Below are 14,557 nucleotides of genomic sequence, written 5' to 3' on the forward strand. Positions count from 1 at the left end.
AGTATTTGTTAATTACGTTATCATCGGGGAGCAATGATGCTCCCCTTTTTTATTAATCAAGAATATCAAGGGTATCTAAATCCGGTTCAATAGGGTCGACTTCTTCTTGCATTTCTAGCAGTGAAATTGCAATTGATACAAAATCACTATCTGTAATAATACCCACTAACTTTTTATTCTTTAGCACGGGTAAGCAACCTATTTTATGCTTTTGCATATAAAGTGCTGCTTCTTTTAATCCTGCACGATAATCCACACTCATTATTTTTGTTTTCATGCCTTGTTCAATTAAAACATCAAGTGGGGAAGATAGTGGATTTTCAATAATTGATTTTAGATTGGAATCTTGGGCTGACAAAATATCGCGCTGGCTTACTAACCCAATAAGTTCATTGTTGTGGTTGGTGATCGGTATATGGCGAATAGATAAAGTATCCATCATTTCTTTCGCATCAAGCAACGTATCATTACGTGACAAAGTACGCGGTTGGGGTGTCATCATATCGGCAACGGTAAACATATAAACCTCCATGCAATACTGCAAAAAGTCGCGAACGGTGGTTCTATTCGCTGATCTTTTTTCAATATATCGGAATATGTTGTTAGAACGCATGATGAATATCAAATATTTCAATATAATATTTGTGGTCTTTATTCCTTGGTGGGATGAGTGTTTAATTCAGACGATATGAAAGAAATTCTCATATTACGAGATCTAAATTACAGTTGGGTTTCGCATCTTAAGGGAAGTTAAGTATATAATGCCCGCTTGCTGTGATTTAGGGCGTAATACAATGCAAGTTTCAGATTTTGATTTTGACTTACCAGATGAGCTGATTGCTCGTTATCCTCAACCTGAACGTACCGCGAGTCGTTTATTACAAATGACGGGCAATACGGGTGAATTGGCACATAAAGGTTTTAAAGATGTGCTCGATCTTGTACAAGCTGGTGATTTACTTGTATTTAATAATACTCGTGTGATCCCTGCGCGTATGTTTGGACATAAAGCTTCAGGTGGTAAAATTGAAGTTTTAGTTGAGCGTATGCTTGATGAAAAATCTATTTTAGCGCATGTTCGTGCCTCTAAGCCGCCGAAACCAGGTAATGAATTATTACTGGGTGAAAATGGTGAGTTTTCAGCTGAAATGGTTGCCCGTCATGATGCATTGTTTGAAATTCGTTTTAATAGCGATAAAACAGTGCTGGAGATCTTAGATGCAGTGGGTCATATGCCGTTGCCTCCTTATATTGATCGCCCAGATGAAGATGCTGATAAAGAGCGCTACCAAACAGTATATAATGCAAAGCCTGGTGCGGTAGCTGCACCAACAGCAGGCTTACATTTTGACGATAAGCTAATGGCAGATCTAAAAGCAAAAGGTGTTAATTTTGCTTTTGTAACTCTGCATGTCGGCGCTGGTACGTTCCAGCCTGTGCGTGTTGATGATATCAATGATCACCACATGCACTCTGAATATGTTGAAGTTCCTGAAGAGGTTGTTACTGCTGTTAATGAAACACGTGCAAATGGCGGACGAATTATTGCTGTGGGGACGACATCTGTACGTTCATTAGAAAGTGCCGCACAAGATGCCTTAAAAAATGGTACTGAATTTAAGCCGTTTTTTGGTGATACTGAGATCTTTATTTACCCGGGGTATCAGTTCCAACTCGTGGATGCGTTAATTACCAATTTCCACTTACCAGAATCAACATTAATTATGTTAGTTAGTGCTTTTGCTGGTTATGAAAACACCATGAATGCCTATCATGAAGCAGTAGCCAATAAATACCGCTTCTTTAGTTATGGCGATTCAATGTTTATTACTCGTAAAGATGTATAAGGCTTAATTGGTATACATTTTTGATCGAGAAAAGATTGAGGCTGCTTTTTGTTACAATTGCAGCCTTTGTTGTGTCTGTAGCATAGTATAAATTCAATGATATTAAGCCAGTCACAACGTTACGTTCTTCCGCTACGCTTTAGGTTGTCATTGCCAATATGGTTTGATGAATTAAGGCGCAGTCGGCAATCATATATCTATATATTGTGATTGTTTTTTGTGGCTGATCAGGCGCTTGCCTGTGGGGCTAGGTCCTGTAATGGGAAATACGTCAGATTGTTTCTCTGGCTTTTGGAGGTTTTGTGAAATTTGAATTAGATAAAACGCAAGGCCGCGCTCGTCGTGGTCGTTTGCAGTTTGAACGTGGTACGGTAGAAACACCTGCGTTTATGCCGGTAGGTACTTACGGTACTGTTAAAGGTATGACACCTGAAGAAGTTAAAGATACGGGTGCTCAAATCTTACTGGGTAACACGTTCCACCTATGGTTACGTCCTGGTCAAGAAGTGATGAAATTACATGGTGATTTACATGACTTTATGCAATGGCAAGGTCCGATCCTTACCGATTCAGGCGGTTTCCAAGTATTTAGCCTTGGCTCTTTACGTAAAATCACTGAAGAGGGGGTTCACTTCCGTAACCCTGTTAATGGTGACAAGATTTTCATGGACGCTGAAAAGTCGATGGAAATTCAAAAAGATCTTGGCTCTGATATCGTAATGATTTTTGACGAGTGTACGCCATATCCAGCGACACACGACGAAGCGAAAAAGTCGATGGAAATGTCACTACGTTGGGCACAGCGCAGCCGTAATCATTTTGATAAACAAGAAAATCCAAATGCACTATTTGGCATTGTTCAAGGTGGTGTATACGAAGATCTTCGTGATGTTTCTGTTGAAGGTCTAACCAAAATTGGTTTTGACGGTTATGCGGTAGGCGGTTTAGCGGTAGGTGAGCCTAAAGAAGACATGCACCGTATTCTTGAGCACACGTGTCCACAACTTCCAGAAGATAAGCCACGCTACCTTATGGGTGTAGGTAAACCAGAAGATTTAGTGGAAGGTGTTCGTCGCGGTATTGATATGTTCGATTGCGTAATGCCAACACGTAATGCCCGTAATGGTCACCTATTTGTGACTGGCGGTGTGATCAAGATCCGTAATGCGAAACATAAAACAGACACAACGCCTTTAGATCCGCATTGTGACTGTTACACTTGTAAAAACTACTCTAAAGCGTATTTGTACCATCTAGATAAATGTAATGAAATCTTAGGTGCACGCTTAAATACAATTCATAATTTACGTTACTACCAACGCCTAATGGCAAGTATTCGTAAATCAATTGAAGAAGATCGTTTCGATGCGTTTGTAGAAGAATTCTATGCGCGTCGCGACCGTGAAGTTCCACCATTACAAAATGTTTAAAACGAGGACGTTATAAATGAGTTTCTTTATCTCACAAGCACACGCAGCAGCAGAAGGTGCCCCTCAGGGCGGAAGCATGCAGCTATTTATCATGCTTGGTTTATTTGCTGTTATTTTTTACTTCATGATTTATCGTCCACAAGCTAAGCGTGTGAAAGAGCACAAATCGCTAATGAGCTCGATGGGCAAAGGTGATGAAGTAATGACGAACGGTGGTCTACTAGGCCGTATCACTAAAGTTTCTGCTGAAAGTGATTACATCGTTCTAGCACTTAACGACAATACGGAAGTAACAATTAAAAAAGATTTCATTACTGCTGTTTTACCAAAAGGCACAATGAAGTCGCTTTAATATAAAAAACATTCGCTTTGAAGGATCATAGCAGTGCTTAACCGATACCCCCTGTGGAAGAACCTGATGGTGTTGTTCGCACTAATCATTGGTTTGCTTTATGCACTTCCTAACGTATACGGTGAAGATCCAGCGATTCAAATTACCGGGGCGCGTGGCGCCTCGGTTAATATGAGCGCTTTGGATACTGTCACCGAAGATTTAAAAAAGAACAATATCCCATACAAGTCAGCTGTTTTTGAAAAAGGCTCTGTGCTTGTCCGCTTTAACGATACTGATACCCAAATCAGTGCTCGCGATATCTTAAATAGTGAGTTAGGTGATGACTATGTTGTCGCACTAAATCTTGCCGCTTCCACTCCTTCTTGGCTTGAATCTATTGGTGCATCACCAATGAAATTGGGCCTTGATTTACGTGGTGGTGTTCACTTCTTAATGGAAGTGGATATGGATGCCGCTATGGATAAACTTCTTGGCCAACAAGAAGAAACATTCCGTACTGAGCTGCGTGAAGAAAAAATTCGTTACCGTGCAATCAGTAAAACAAAAGACAGTGTTCAAGTTCGTCTTCGTGATGAAGCGCAATTGGAACAAGCTGAACTCGCGTTAGAAAAATTGCATCCTGATATGCTGTTCACAACCAGTAAAATCAATGGTCGTTATGTATTAACGGCGAAGTTTACTGAAGAACGTTTACAGGAAATTCGCAATTATGCCGTCGATCAAAACATCACCATTTTACGTAATCGTGTAAATGAACTCGGTGTTGCTGAGCCATTAGTACAGCGCCAAGGCGCAAACCGTATAGTGGTAGAGCTTCCTGGTGTTCAAGATACGGCACGTGCAAAAGAAATTTTAGGTGCGACAGCAACGCTTGAATTCCGCGAAGTTGATAGTGAGGCTGATTTAGCTGCCGCTGCGGCTGGACGTGTTCCTGCTGGCAGTGAAGTAAAAATGACCCGTGATGGCCGTCCTGCGGTACTAAAAAAACGTGTCATTCTTGCTGGTTCACATATTACGGATTCAAGTTCGAGTGCGGATGAATATGGTCGTCCACAAGTTAACATCTCGCTAGATACCGAAGGTGGTAGCAAGATGACGGCTTTCTCGAAAAATAATATCGGTAAGCTGATGGCAACGGTTTTCACTGAATATAAAGACAGTGGTAAGCGAACGCCTGAAGGGAAAGTTATCCTGACTAAACACGAAGAAGTGATAAACCAAGCAACGATTCAATCTGCACTTGGCCGAAGCTTCCGTATTACAGGTATCGACTCTCAAGCTGAAGCGCACAACTTATCATTGCTATTACGTGCAGGTGCATTGATTGCGCCAATATCGATAGTTGAAGAGCGTACGATTGGTCCATCTATGGGTCAGCAAAACATTGATATGGGTGTACAAGCATGTATCTGGGGTATGGTTGCTGTAATGCTATTTACGCTACTTTACTACCGTGGATTTGGCATGATTGCTAACTTAGCATTGATAATGAACTTAGTGCTTATTATCGGCATCATGTCGATGATCCCTGGTGCTACCATGACCTTACCGGGTATTGCCGGTATCGTACTGACTGTCGGTATGGCGGTTGATGCCAACGTGCTTATTTTTGAACGTATTCGAGAAGAGCTTCGTGAAGGGCGTAGCCCGCAACAGGCAATTCAACAAGGTTATGGAAATGCCTTTAGCACGATTGCAGATGCAAACATCACAACCCTAATTACAGCAATTATTTTGTTCGCTGTGGGTACGGGGGCAATTAAAGGTTTTGCTGTGACATTATCGATCGGTATTTTAACGTCGATGTTCACTGCAATTATTGGCACACGTGCCGTTGTTAACTTGATCTATGGCGGTAAGCGCGTAGATAAGTTGTCGATTTAAGGAGTCGCAGAGATGAGAGAGTTATTGAATGCGAACAAAGTCGTCGACTTTATGCGTTGGTCAAAGTTTGCCTTTATCTTTTCATTGATAATGATCATGGGATCGATTGCCACTATCTCGACCAAAGGTCTAAATTGGGGCTTAGATTTTACAGGCGGAACGCTGATCGAAGTTAGCTTTAAAGAGCCTGCTAATTTACCTTTGATACGTGAATCGTTAGAGAAAGCGGGATTTGGTGATGCCGTTGTGCAGAACTTCGGTACTGCGCGTGATGTGATGGTGCGTTTACAGCCTCGAGAAGGTGTTAAAGGTGAAGTACTTGGTAACCAAATCCTTGATGCACTAAAAGACGGTACTGCACAGTCGGTTGAAATGCGCCGTATTGAGTTTGTCGGTCCTAATGTTGGTGATGAACTAGCAGAAGCCGGCGGCATGGCTATTTTAATCGCTTTGTTGTGTATCTTACTTTACGTATCACTGCGTTTTGAATGGCGTTTAGCGGCTGGTGCAGTGTTGTCGTTAGCACATGATATCATCATTACTGTTGGTATTTTCTCTGTGCTACAAGTAGAGGTTGATCTAACGATTGTTGCGGCATTACTAACAGTAGTTGGTTACTCACTTAACGATACTATCGTTGTATTTGACCGTATTCGTGAAAACTTCCGCAAAATGCGTAAAGGAAGTCCTGCTGAAATAATGAATTGTTCAATTTCGCAAACATTAAGTCGTACCTTAATTACATCCGGTACAACCTTGTTTGTTGTTATTGCGCTCTTCGCTCAGGGCGGATCAATGATCCATGGATTTGCATTAGCACTTCTGATTGGTATCACGATTGGTACTTATTCTTCTATTTACGTAGCATCAGCATTAGCGCTTAAATTGGGAATTACCCGTGAGCACTTAATGCCAACGCCAGTAGAAAAAGAAGGTGAAGAGCTTGATGCTATACCATAATCGGTTGGCATAAGTTCAGAATGATAGAGGACCGCTTGCGGTCCTTTTTTTATTTCTTTAATTCAAGAATATCAGCAAGTGTATTTTTTGTTTGATCCAGCCATTCATAACGACGTCGATACATTGCGCGTTTAGGGCGTGATATATCTTCAGGATTTCGACGTACATCTTCAGTAGGAAGTTGATAAAAATGATGATCATAATTTATCCCACCAAGGGCTTCCCAATGGCGGTTATAATCTGTTTTTATTCGAGAGTTTCCGTACCTTTTTGACTTATAACGTGCCACACAATAAGAGTGCGATTCTGTTTTTATTGCCAGTAAACGATCAACGTGCCAACAATTAGCGATAAAGGTCATGATTTTTATCATCATATCTTTAGGGCGTTGACCATGAAGTGTTTTTGTTAGTTTTTTTATTTTTAGGTTATTTTCATCACTGCTCGCAGGCCCTTGTATTCCGCCAATAATAAGGTGACGTTCAGCGCCTGTGTCATTTATCACAAAGGTAACGGTATAGAAATTATGCCCTTGAGCATCAAAAAGGACTAGGCTCAAATCCCCTTCTTTTTGAAAGCGACCATCAAAGGTAAGATTTAATGAGTACTCTTCTTCATCCACAACAAAAGAGACAAGTTGTAACCCTTTATCATTAGTGAATATTTGCTTACAGGTTTCTTGAGGAAGTACCTGAGTCATGAAACGATAATGATTAGTGATATAGTCAACACGTTGATTGGCAGTTGCAGAGTTTGTTATATACGGGCGAAAAGGTTTTTCAATAAAGCGGTTATGCTTCGTACATAGAGCTTCGAGCAATGTTTGGTCTATCCCATTAACAAGTTGTGTTAATGCAGACTTATAGAAAAGCCCCCGAGCTAGAAACTTGAGGCGATAAAGCCATAGCGGATTATATTTTTCTTCTAGATGCTCAGGATAGACAGTTTTAGAAAGTTGATAAAGTGATAATGTCTTATTCATGCTTATTTAGTATTTGTAATGCTTTTTAGTAATTGTAATGCACGTTGTTTAATTATGATATTGTTTTATTATTATATTGTTATAAAACAAAACGCCCTGCTGTATAACAGCAGGGCGTTTTTTTAATCTTACTGGATAATCAGTGGATTATTTTGCTAATGCGTCACTACCGAATTCACGGATTTTTGCAAGCATTGGCTTAACTACACGTGCATTACCAGCAACAATGTTGCCAGATGTTAGGTAGTTAGTGTTACCAGTAAAGTCAGCACAGATAGCACCAGATTCGCGAGCGATTAGTTCGCCAGCAGCAAGTTCCCAAGGCTTTTGACCTAGCTTGAATACACCGTCAACACGACCTGCAGCTAAGTAGCAAAGATCCAATGCAGTAGAGCCTGATTGACGCATGTCATCACAGTCTGCAAATAATGCATTTTGGATTTTTAGGTAGCTTTCAGCATGCTGTTTAGCGGCAAAAGGAAGACCTGTTGCTAAAACAGTTCCTGTTAGATCACGAGGTTGTGATGAACGGACACGCTGGCTGTTAAGCTGAGCGCCTGCACCGCGAGTCGCAGTGAATAATTCGTTACGTACAGGATCGTAAACAGCAGCAACTTCAGTGCGACCACGCATACGTAGTGCAACTGATACTGCAAAGTGAGGGTAACCGCGAACGAAGTTCATGGTGCCATCCACTGGGTCGATAATCCATTGACACTCTTTGTCACGTCCTTCTTTGTTACCAGACTCAGCTGCAATGATGCAGTGATCAGGGTAAGCCTTAAGGATTGTTTCGATGATGATAGCTTCTGCTTCATGATCGATATTGGTAACAACATCATTACCTTTATTAGCAACCTCAATAGATTGAGGCTTTTCTAGAGATTTAATGACATGGTCACCAGCCTTTCGCACAGCGCGAATGGCAATATTAAGCATCGGATGCATAGGATCTTCCCAACGGATGTTAAAGAACTAAAAAGCGGCGGCGAGTATAACAGAGCTAAAAAAAAAAGGAAGTGGTTATTTTTTCGGCATTGTTCCGACTATAGTGTGCGCTTTTGCTAGATATTACGTGTAACTTACTAATAAATAGTGTTGATTATCGTCATCTGATTATTGAATAGCAGTAATAGATAATTACTGGTATCAAAAACACATGTTTTCACCATTTTTATTATGGCTGTGCTAAAATCTGTCAGCTTTAGTTAATTGTTGGAATGTTGCTTCATCATGTTAGATAAAATTCGCGTTGTTCTTGTTGGTACGTCACATCCAGGTAATATTGGTTCAGCTGCACGTGCAATGAAAGTTATGGGTTTAACCAATCTGGTATTAGTTGATCCAGCTTGTGAAATTGACAGCCACACTATTGCATTGGCGGCAGGCGCTGCTGATGTTGTCGAAAACGCAAAAATCGTAAAAACATTAGATGAAGCGGTTGCAGATTGTGGTTTTGTTGTTGGTTCAAGTGCACGCTCTCGTACTCTTGAGTGGCCACAATTAGATCCGCGAGAGAATGGTATTAAAGTGGTTGCAGAATCTAATCAGCATCCGGTCGCTATTCTTTTTGGTCGTGAGCGTACAGGGTTAACTAATGAAGAATTACAAAAGTGTCATTGCCATGTATATATCCCAGCGAACCCTGAATATAGCTCATTAAATCTAGCGATGGCGGTACAAACAGTAAGTTATGAAGTCCGTATGGCTTATTTAGATTCTCAAAAGTATACGGGTAAAACGGAAGTTGAAGAATATCCTCGCGCTCAAGAGCTGGAAATGTTTTATGAGCACCTCGAAAAAGTCACTCGTCAAACCCGCTTCATAAATAAAAATCATCCTGGTGTAGTAATGGCTAAACTACGCCGTTTATTCACTCGTGCTCGCCCAGAGCAGCAAGAACTGAATATTTTACGCGGCATTTTGTCGTCAGTAGAAAAGACGATAGAAACGCTGGAAAAGAGCGGAAAATAGCCACATAATTCTAAAGGACTAATAACCTACTTAAACAGTCGGGTAAATACTTGACCAATTTAGTAGGTTATGAGATGCTTGCTTTAAATATTCAAGCAGGTAGCAGTGTTATGAAGTTGACTTCAAAGGGAAGATACGCGGTAACAGCAATGTTAGATGTTGCATTACACTCGCACAATGGCCCCGTTCCATTGGCGGATATTTCAGAGCGTCAAGGAATATCACTATCTTACTTAGAACAATTATTTTCGCGTCTTCGCAAAGCTGGTTTAGTAACAAGTGTACGAGGTCCAGGCGGTGGATACCGTTTAGGCGAAGAAGCATCTGATATTGCTGTTGGAATGGTGATCGCAGCAGTTGATGAATCAGTTGATGCAACCAAGTGTCATGGAAAAGGGGACTGCCAAGGTGGTACTCGTTGTCTAACTCATACGTTATGGCATGACTTAAGCGATCGCATTAGCGGCTTTTTAAATAACATCACTCTTGGTGAGTTGATGAAAGATAATGATGTACAAAGTATTTCTGATCGTCAGGATGAAATCCTGCAGGGAAATGCAAAAGCATCTTTTGGACATAAAAAATCACACGACAGCGCCACAATAGGTGTCGATGTCCGCTCCTAGAGACCAGACGTTCGTGTTTTCGGAGAAGAAAATGAAACTGCCAATATATTTTGATTACTCAGCTACTTGCCCTGTAGATCCTCGCGTTGCCGAGAAAATGATGCAGTGCTTAACTATGGAAGGTAACTTCGGTAACCCAGCATCTCGCTCTCACCGTTATGGTTGGCAGGCAGAAGAAGCAGTAGATACTGCTCGTGAACATATCGCTGATTTAGTAAATGCAGATCCACGTGAGATTGTATTTACCTCTGGTGCAACGGAATCTGATAATCTAGCGATTAAAGGTGCTGCACACTTCTATAGTAAAAAAGGTAAGCACGTTATTACCTGTAAAACAGAACATAAAGCGGTTCTTGACCCATGTCGTCAACTAGAACGTGAAGGTTTTGAGGTAACATACCTTGAGCCTGAATCTAACGGTCTTATTGATTTAGCTAAGCTACGCGATGCTATGCGTGAAGACACAGTTCTAGTTTCAATTATGCACGTGAACAATGAGATTGGTGTTGTTCAAGATATCGCAGCAATCGGTGAGCTTTGCCGTGAAAATAAAACGGTATTTCACGTAGACGCAGCACAATCAGCGGGTAAACTACCGATTGATGTACAAGCAATGAAAGTTGATATCATTTCTTTCTCTGCGCACAAAGCTTACGGTCCTAAAGGTATTGGTGCCCTGTACGTTCGTCGTAAACCACGTATTCGCTTAGAAGCGCAAATGCATGGTGGTGGTCACGAGCGTGGTTTCCGCTCTGGAACATTACCAACGCATCAAATCGTGGGTATGGGTGAAGCATTCCGTATCGCGAAAGAAGAAATGGACCAAGATTATCAACACGCGCTTAAATTACGTGACCGTCTGTTAATGCGTTTAGAAGGCATTGAAGAAATGTCTATTAACGGTGATTTAGAGCAACGTGTACCTCATAATTTAAATATTAGTTTTGCTTTCGTTGAAGGCGAATCATTGTTAATGGCATTGAAAGACCTTGCTGTATCATCAGGTTCAGCGTGTACATCAGCAAGTCTAGAGCCTTCTTATGTACTTCGTGCATTAGGTCTTAATGATGAACTAGCACATAGCTCTATTCGTTTCTCATTTGGTCGTTTTACGACGGAAGAAGAAATTGATTATGCAGCCGCTCAAATTAAAGGTGCCGTAGATAAACTACGCGAAATGTCACCACTTTGGGATATGCATAAAGAAGGTATTGATTTAAACACAGTTGAGTGGGCGCACCACTAATCTGCGGTTAGACTGTTTTCGAGGAAATTTATCATGGCATATAGTGAAAAAGTCATCGATCATTATGAAAATCCGCGTAACGTGGGTTCATTTGACAAAGATGATCAAAATGTAGGTAGCGGCATGGTGGGTGCACCAGCATGTGGCGATGTAATGAAACTTCAGATCAAAGTAACTGAAGAAGGCATTATCGAAGATGCAAAATTCAAAACCTACGGTTGTGGTTCTGCAATTGCTTCTAGTTCACTTATCACTGAGTGGGTTAAAGGTAAAACATTAGATGAAGCCGCATCAATCAAGAACTCTGCTATTGCTGAAGAACTTGAGTTGCCACCGGTTAAAGTTCACTGCTCAATCCTTGCAGAAGATGCAATTAAAGCGGCAGTTAGCGATTATAAAAAGAAACACGAGCAAAAATAACTTTCTGAGGTTTGTTGTATGGCCATTACTATCACTGAAGCGGCAGCAAGTCGCGTATCGACTTTTTTAGCCAATCGCGGCAAAGGCCTTGGTTTACGACTAGGTGTTCGCACTTCAGGATGTTCTGGAATGGCTTATATCCTTGAGTTTGTAGATGAACTCGATGAAGGGGATCAAGTCTTCGATGAAAAAGGCGTTAAAATTATCGTTGATGCAAAAAGTTTAGTTTACCTTGATGGAACTGAATTAGATTTTGCCAAAGAAGGCCTAAATGAAGGTTTTCAATTTAACAACCCTAACGTGTCTAGCGAATGTGGTTGTGGCGAAAGCTTCAACGTATAAACGTTTTTAGTGTTTCAGTTGAACCTGACTGCTAATCGTCTTTGGCGAGTTAGTTGTCAGGTTTAATTTTTATTGATGGTCATAATATGAATCATTTCGAATTATTCGGGTTACCTTTCCAGTTTGAATTGGATAACAGCCTTCTTGCCAGTCAGTTTCGAGAACTACAGCGTCGTTTTCATCCTGATAATTATGCGACAGCGTCAGAACGTGACCGTTTGTTGTCAGTTCAAAAAGCTGCGCAAATTAACGATGCATTTCAAACGTTAAAAAATCCGGTATCACGTGCCGAGTACATGTTGGCTGAGCGTGATGAAGATATTCGTGGTGAACAAAAAACCCTGCAAGATATGGCTTTTTTAATGCAGCAAATGGAACTGCGTGAAGCATTAGAAGCGATTCCTGATTCATCCGATCCTGAAAGTGCGTTATTTGATTTTGAGCAGCAAGCTTCTGCGATGTATAAAGAACAATTGGCGCAACTTGCTGAGTTATTGAATAATGAACAATGGCTCGAAGCGGCTGATTGCGTACGAAAATTAAAGTTTATTGTAAAATTGCGTGATGAAGTTGAGCGCCTTGAAGAGTCGCTATTCGATTAATCATCCACATGCGTTATTTAGATAGGAATGACAATGGCACTGTTACAGATTGCTGAACCGGGTCAAAGTGCTGCACCACATCAACATAAGTTGGCGGTGGGTATAGATCTAGGTACAACTAATTCACTTGTTGCTGCAGTTCGCAGTGGCGTTGCAGAAACATTAAATGATGCAGAGGGGCGTGCGATTTTGCCTTCTGTTGTTCATTTCGGTGACAATGAAGTCCTAACCGGTGATGCAGCCCGCGTTTTCGCTCAACAAGATCCAACCAACACGATTCTATCAGTTAAACGTCTAATGGGACGTTCACTGGCTGATATTGAGCAACGTTATCCGCAACTACCATACCAATTTGAAGCATCGGATAATGGATTACCTCAGCTTATTACGCGTAGTGGCAATGTAAACCCTATTCAGGTTTCTGCTGAAATTCTTAAATCATTAAGTCAACGTGCGGTTGATACGCTGGGTGGTGATCTTGAAGGTGTGGTGATTACGGTCCCTGCTTATTTTGATGATGCGCAACGTGCGGGTACAAAAGATGCAGCGAAATTAGCTAACCTCAATGTGCTTCGTTTACTTAATGAACCAACAGCTGCCGCGATTGCCTATGGCTTAGACTCAGGTCAAGAAGGTGTGATAGCCGTCTACGATTTAGGTGGTGGTACGTTTGATATTTCTATTTTACGTCTTTCTAAAGGTGTATTTGAGGTATTAGCGACGGGCGGTGATTCGGCATTAGGTGGTGATGACTTTGATCACTTGTTAGCAACGTGGATCTTAGAGCAAGCGGGTTACACTGAGGTGCTTTCAGCGCAGCAACGTCGTGCGCTACAAGACACGGCACAAGCGGCAAAAGTGGCGTTGACTGATGCAGATAGTGTTGAGCTTGATGTCTTAGGTTGGCAAGGTCAGATTAGCCGTGAGCAGTTCGATGCACTTATTCAACCATTAGTGAAAAAAACACTAATGGCGTGTCGCCGTGCATTAAAAGATGCAGATATAACAACTGATGAAGTCATTGAAACAGTGATGGTTGGTGGTTCAACACGCGTACCATTGGTTCGGGATATGGTCGGTGATTACTTCGGTAAAACACCGTTAACCTCTATCGACCCTGATAAAGTTGTTGCGATTGGTGCTGCGATTCAAGCTGACATTCTGGTAGGTAATAAGCCTGATTCTGATATGTTATTGCTTGATGTGATCCCGCTGTCACTAGGTATTGAAACGATGGGAGGCATGATTGAGAAAATTATTCCTCGTAATACGACGATTCCTGTTGCTCGTGCACAAGAGTTTACCACTTTTAAAGATGGTCAAACGGCAATGTCCGTTCACGTTGTACAAGGTGAGCGTGAAATGGTGAGTGATTGTCGTTCACTAGCACGATTTACCCTACGTGGTATTCCTGCGATGGCTGCGGGTGCTGCTCATATTCGTGTCACTTACCAAGTTGATGCTGATGGTTTATTGTCAGTAACAGCAATGGAAAAGAGTAGTGGCGTACAGTCTTCTATCCAAGTTAAACCATCTTATGGCTTATCTGAAGATGAAATTGCGACTATGCTTCGTGATTCAATGACCTATGCACAAGATGATAAAGATGCACGTGCATTGGCAGAACAGCAAGTGGAAGCAGATCGTGTTTTAGAAGGGTTAATCGCAGCACTTGCCGCTGATGGTGATACCTTATTGAGCACACAAGAGCGTGCCGAATTAGAAACAGTAATGATGGAACTAGTTCAATTGCGTCAGGGATCAGATTCTCGCGCTATTGAAGCTGGAATTAAGAAAACAGATAAAGCGAGCCAAGAATTTGCTTCTCGTCGAATGGATAAGTCTATTCGTCAAGCATTGGCTGGCCAATCTATTGATGAGGTTTAAGC

The 14,557-nt window shown here is 41.5% G+C and carries 15 protein-coding genes; 12 read left to right on the forward strand and 3 right to left on the reverse strand.

Annotation, left to right across the window (positions count from 1 at the left end; translation table 11 throughout):
* Positions 1-52 precede the first annotated feature (52 nt).
* Complete coding sequence (locus BTO08_RS01535) at positions 53-520, reverse strand: CBS domain-containing protein (RefSeq protein ID WP_045152137.1); 468 nt, start codon at positions 518-520, stop codon at positions 53-55.
* Positions 521-794: 274 nt separating this feature from the next.
* On the opposite strand from BTO08_RS01535, the gene queA reads away from it, so the two are divergent.
* The 5 genes from queA to secF all read left to right on the forward strand — a co-directional run bounded on the left by queA (position 795) and on the right by secF (position 6,476).
* Positions 795-1,847, forward strand: a complete 1,053-nt coding sequence (gene queA / locus BTO08_RS01540; RefSeq protein ID WP_105059607.1) for a tRNA preQ1(34) S-adenosylmethionine ribosyltransferase-isomerase QueA — start codon at positions 795-797, stop codon at positions 1,845-1,847.
* Between the two features lie 302 nt (positions 1,848-2,149).
* Entirely contained in the window at positions 2,150-3,277 is a 1,128-nt protein-coding gene (gene tgt / locus BTO08_RS01545) for a tRNA guanosine(34) transglycosylase Tgt (protein WP_005369317.1), read from the forward strand.
* A gap of 16 nt (positions 3,278-3,293) precedes the next feature.
* Complete coding sequence (gene yajC / locus BTO08_RS01550) at positions 3,294-3,629, forward strand: preprotein translocase subunit YajC (RefSeq protein WP_005369316.1); 336 nt, start codon at positions 3,294-3,296, stop codon at positions 3,627-3,629.
* A gap of 33 nt (positions 3,630-3,662) precedes the next feature.
* Positions 3,663-5,516: a protein translocase subunit SecD gene (gene secD / locus BTO08_RS01555; RefSeq protein ID WP_105059608.1), complete on the forward strand. Its 1,854-nt coding sequence runs from the start codon at positions 3,663-3,665 to the stop codon at positions 5,514-5,516.
* Between the two features lie 12 nt (positions 5,517-5,528).
* Positions 5,529-6,476: a protein translocase subunit SecF gene (gene secF, locus BTO08_RS01560; RefSeq protein WP_045084286.1), complete on the forward strand. Its 948-nt coding sequence runs from the start codon at positions 5,529-5,531 to the stop codon at positions 6,474-6,476.
* A gap of 49 nt (positions 6,477-6,525) precedes the next feature.
* Here secF and BTO08_RS01565 read toward each other — a convergent pair whose 3' ends face one another.
* A complete protein-coding gene (locus tag BTO08_RS01565) occupies positions 6,526-7,458 on the reverse strand; it encodes a VirK/YbjX family protein (protein WP_105059609.1) in 933 nt (310 codons plus the stop codon).
* 147 nt (positions 7,459-7,605) lie between these two features.
* Positions 7,606-8,406: an inositol-1-monophosphatase gene (gene suhB / locus BTO08_RS01570; RefSeq protein ID WP_105059610.1), complete on the reverse strand. Its 801-nt coding sequence runs from the start codon at positions 8,404-8,406 to the stop codon at positions 7,606-7,608.
* Positions 8,407-8,691: 285 nt separating this feature from the next.
* On the opposite strand from suhB, the gene trmJ reads away from it, so the two are divergent.
* The 7 genes from trmJ to hscA all read left to right on the forward strand — a co-directional run bounded on the left by trmJ (position 8,692) and on the right by hscA (position 14,555).
* Positions 8,692-9,432, forward strand: a complete 741-nt coding sequence (gene trmJ, locus BTO08_RS01575) for a tRNA (cytosine(32)/uridine(32)-2'-O)-methyltransferase TrmJ (RefSeq protein WP_105059611.1) — start codon at positions 8,692-8,694, stop codon at positions 9,430-9,432.
* A 110-nt stretch (positions 9,433-9,542) separates the two neighbouring features.
* Positions 9,543-10,058, forward strand: a complete 516-nt coding sequence (gene iscR, locus BTO08_RS01580) for a Fe-S cluster assembly transcriptional regulator IscR (protein ID WP_105061292.1) — start codon at positions 9,543-9,545, stop codon at positions 10,056-10,058.
* A gap of 31 nt (positions 10,059-10,089) precedes the next feature.
* Positions 10,090-11,304 carry an IscS subfamily cysteine desulfurase gene (locus BTO08_RS01585; protein WP_105059612.1) on the forward strand — a complete coding sequence of 405 codons (1,215 nt, stop codon included), beginning with the start codon at positions 10,090-10,092 and terminating at the stop codon, positions 11,302-11,304.
* Between the two features lie 33 nt (positions 11,305-11,337).
* Entirely contained in the window at positions 11,338-11,724 is a 387-nt protein-coding gene (gene iscU, locus BTO08_RS01590) for a Fe-S cluster assembly scaffold IscU (protein ID WP_006646316.1), read from the forward strand.
* Positions 11,725-11,742: 18 nt separating this feature from the next.
* Positions 11,743-12,066, forward strand: a complete 324-nt coding sequence (iscA, locus tag BTO08_RS01595) for an iron-sulfur cluster assembly protein IscA (protein ID WP_005369297.1) — start codon at positions 11,743-11,745, stop codon at positions 12,064-12,066.
* Positions 12,067-12,152: 86 nt separating this feature from the next.
* Complete coding sequence (gene hscB / locus BTO08_RS01600) at positions 12,153-12,668, forward strand: co-chaperone HscB (RefSeq protein WP_105061293.1); 516 nt, start codon at positions 12,153-12,155, stop codon at positions 12,666-12,668.
* A 33-nt stretch (positions 12,669-12,701) separates the two neighbouring features.
* The gene (gene hscA / locus BTO08_RS01605) at positions 12,702-14,555 is read left to right on the forward strand and encodes a Fe-S protein assembly chaperone HscA (RefSeq protein ID WP_105059613.1); all 1,854 of its coding nucleotides are present in this window, start codon (positions 12,702-12,704) and stop codon (positions 14,553-14,555) included.
* The last annotated feature ends 2 nt before the right edge of the window (positions 14,556-14,557 follow it).

The sequence above is a fragment of the Photobacterium angustum genome (assembly GCF_002954615.1).
Classification (GTDB): domain Bacteria; phylum Pseudomonadota; class Gammaproteobacteria; order Enterobacterales; family Vibrionaceae; genus Photobacterium; species Photobacterium angustum_A.

Excerpts from the sequence above, each read along its gene's own strand:
- yajC (WP_005369316.1), top strand. The coding sequence starts at position 3,294 with ATGAGTTTCTTTATCTCACAAGCACACGCAGCAGCAGAAGGTGCCCCT.
- secF (WP_045084286.1), top strand. The coding sequence starts at position 5,529 with ATGAGAGAGTTATTGAATGCGAACAAAGTCGTCGACTTTATGCGTTGG.
- queA (WP_105059607.1), top strand. The coding sequence starts at position 795 with ATGCAAGTTTCAGATTTTGATTTTGACTTACCAGATGAGCTGATTGCT.
- iscU (WP_006646316.1), top strand. The coding sequence starts at position 11,338 with ATGGCATATAGTGAAAAAGTCATCGATCATTATGAAAATCCGCGTAAC.
- iscA (WP_005369297.1), top strand. The coding sequence starts at position 11,743 with ATGGCCATTACTATCACTGAAGCGGCAGCAAGTCGCGTATCGACTTTT.
- hscA (WP_105059613.1), top strand. The coding sequence starts at position 12,702 with ATGGCACTGTTACAGATTGCTGAACCGGGTCAAAGTGCTGCACCACAT.
- suhB (WP_105059610.1), bottom strand. The coding sequence starts at position 8,406 with ATGCATCCGATGCTTAATATTGCCATTCGCGCTGTGCGAAAGGCTGGT.
- hscB (WP_105061293.1), top strand. The coding sequence starts at position 12,153 with ATGAATCATTTCGAATTATTCGGGTTACCTTTCCAGTTTGAATTGGAT.
- iscR (WP_105061292.1), top strand. The coding sequence starts at position 9,543 with ATGAAGTTGACTTCAAAGGGAAGATACGCGGTAACAGCAATGTTAGAT.
- BTO08_RS01535 (WP_045152137.1), bottom strand. The coding sequence starts at position 520 with ATGTTTACCGTTGCCGATATGATGACACCCCAACCGCGTACTTTGTCA.
- trmJ (WP_105059611.1), top strand. The coding sequence starts at position 8,692 with ATGTTAGATAAAATTCGCGTTGTTCTTGTTGGTACGTCACATCCAGGT.
- BTO08_RS01565 (WP_105059609.1), bottom strand. The coding sequence starts at position 7,458 with ATGAATAAGACATTATCACTTTATCAACTTTCTAAAACTGTCTATCCT.
- BTO08_RS01585 (WP_105059612.1), top strand. The coding sequence starts at position 10,090 with ATGAAACTGCCAATATATTTTGATTACTCAGCTACTTGCCCTGTAGAT.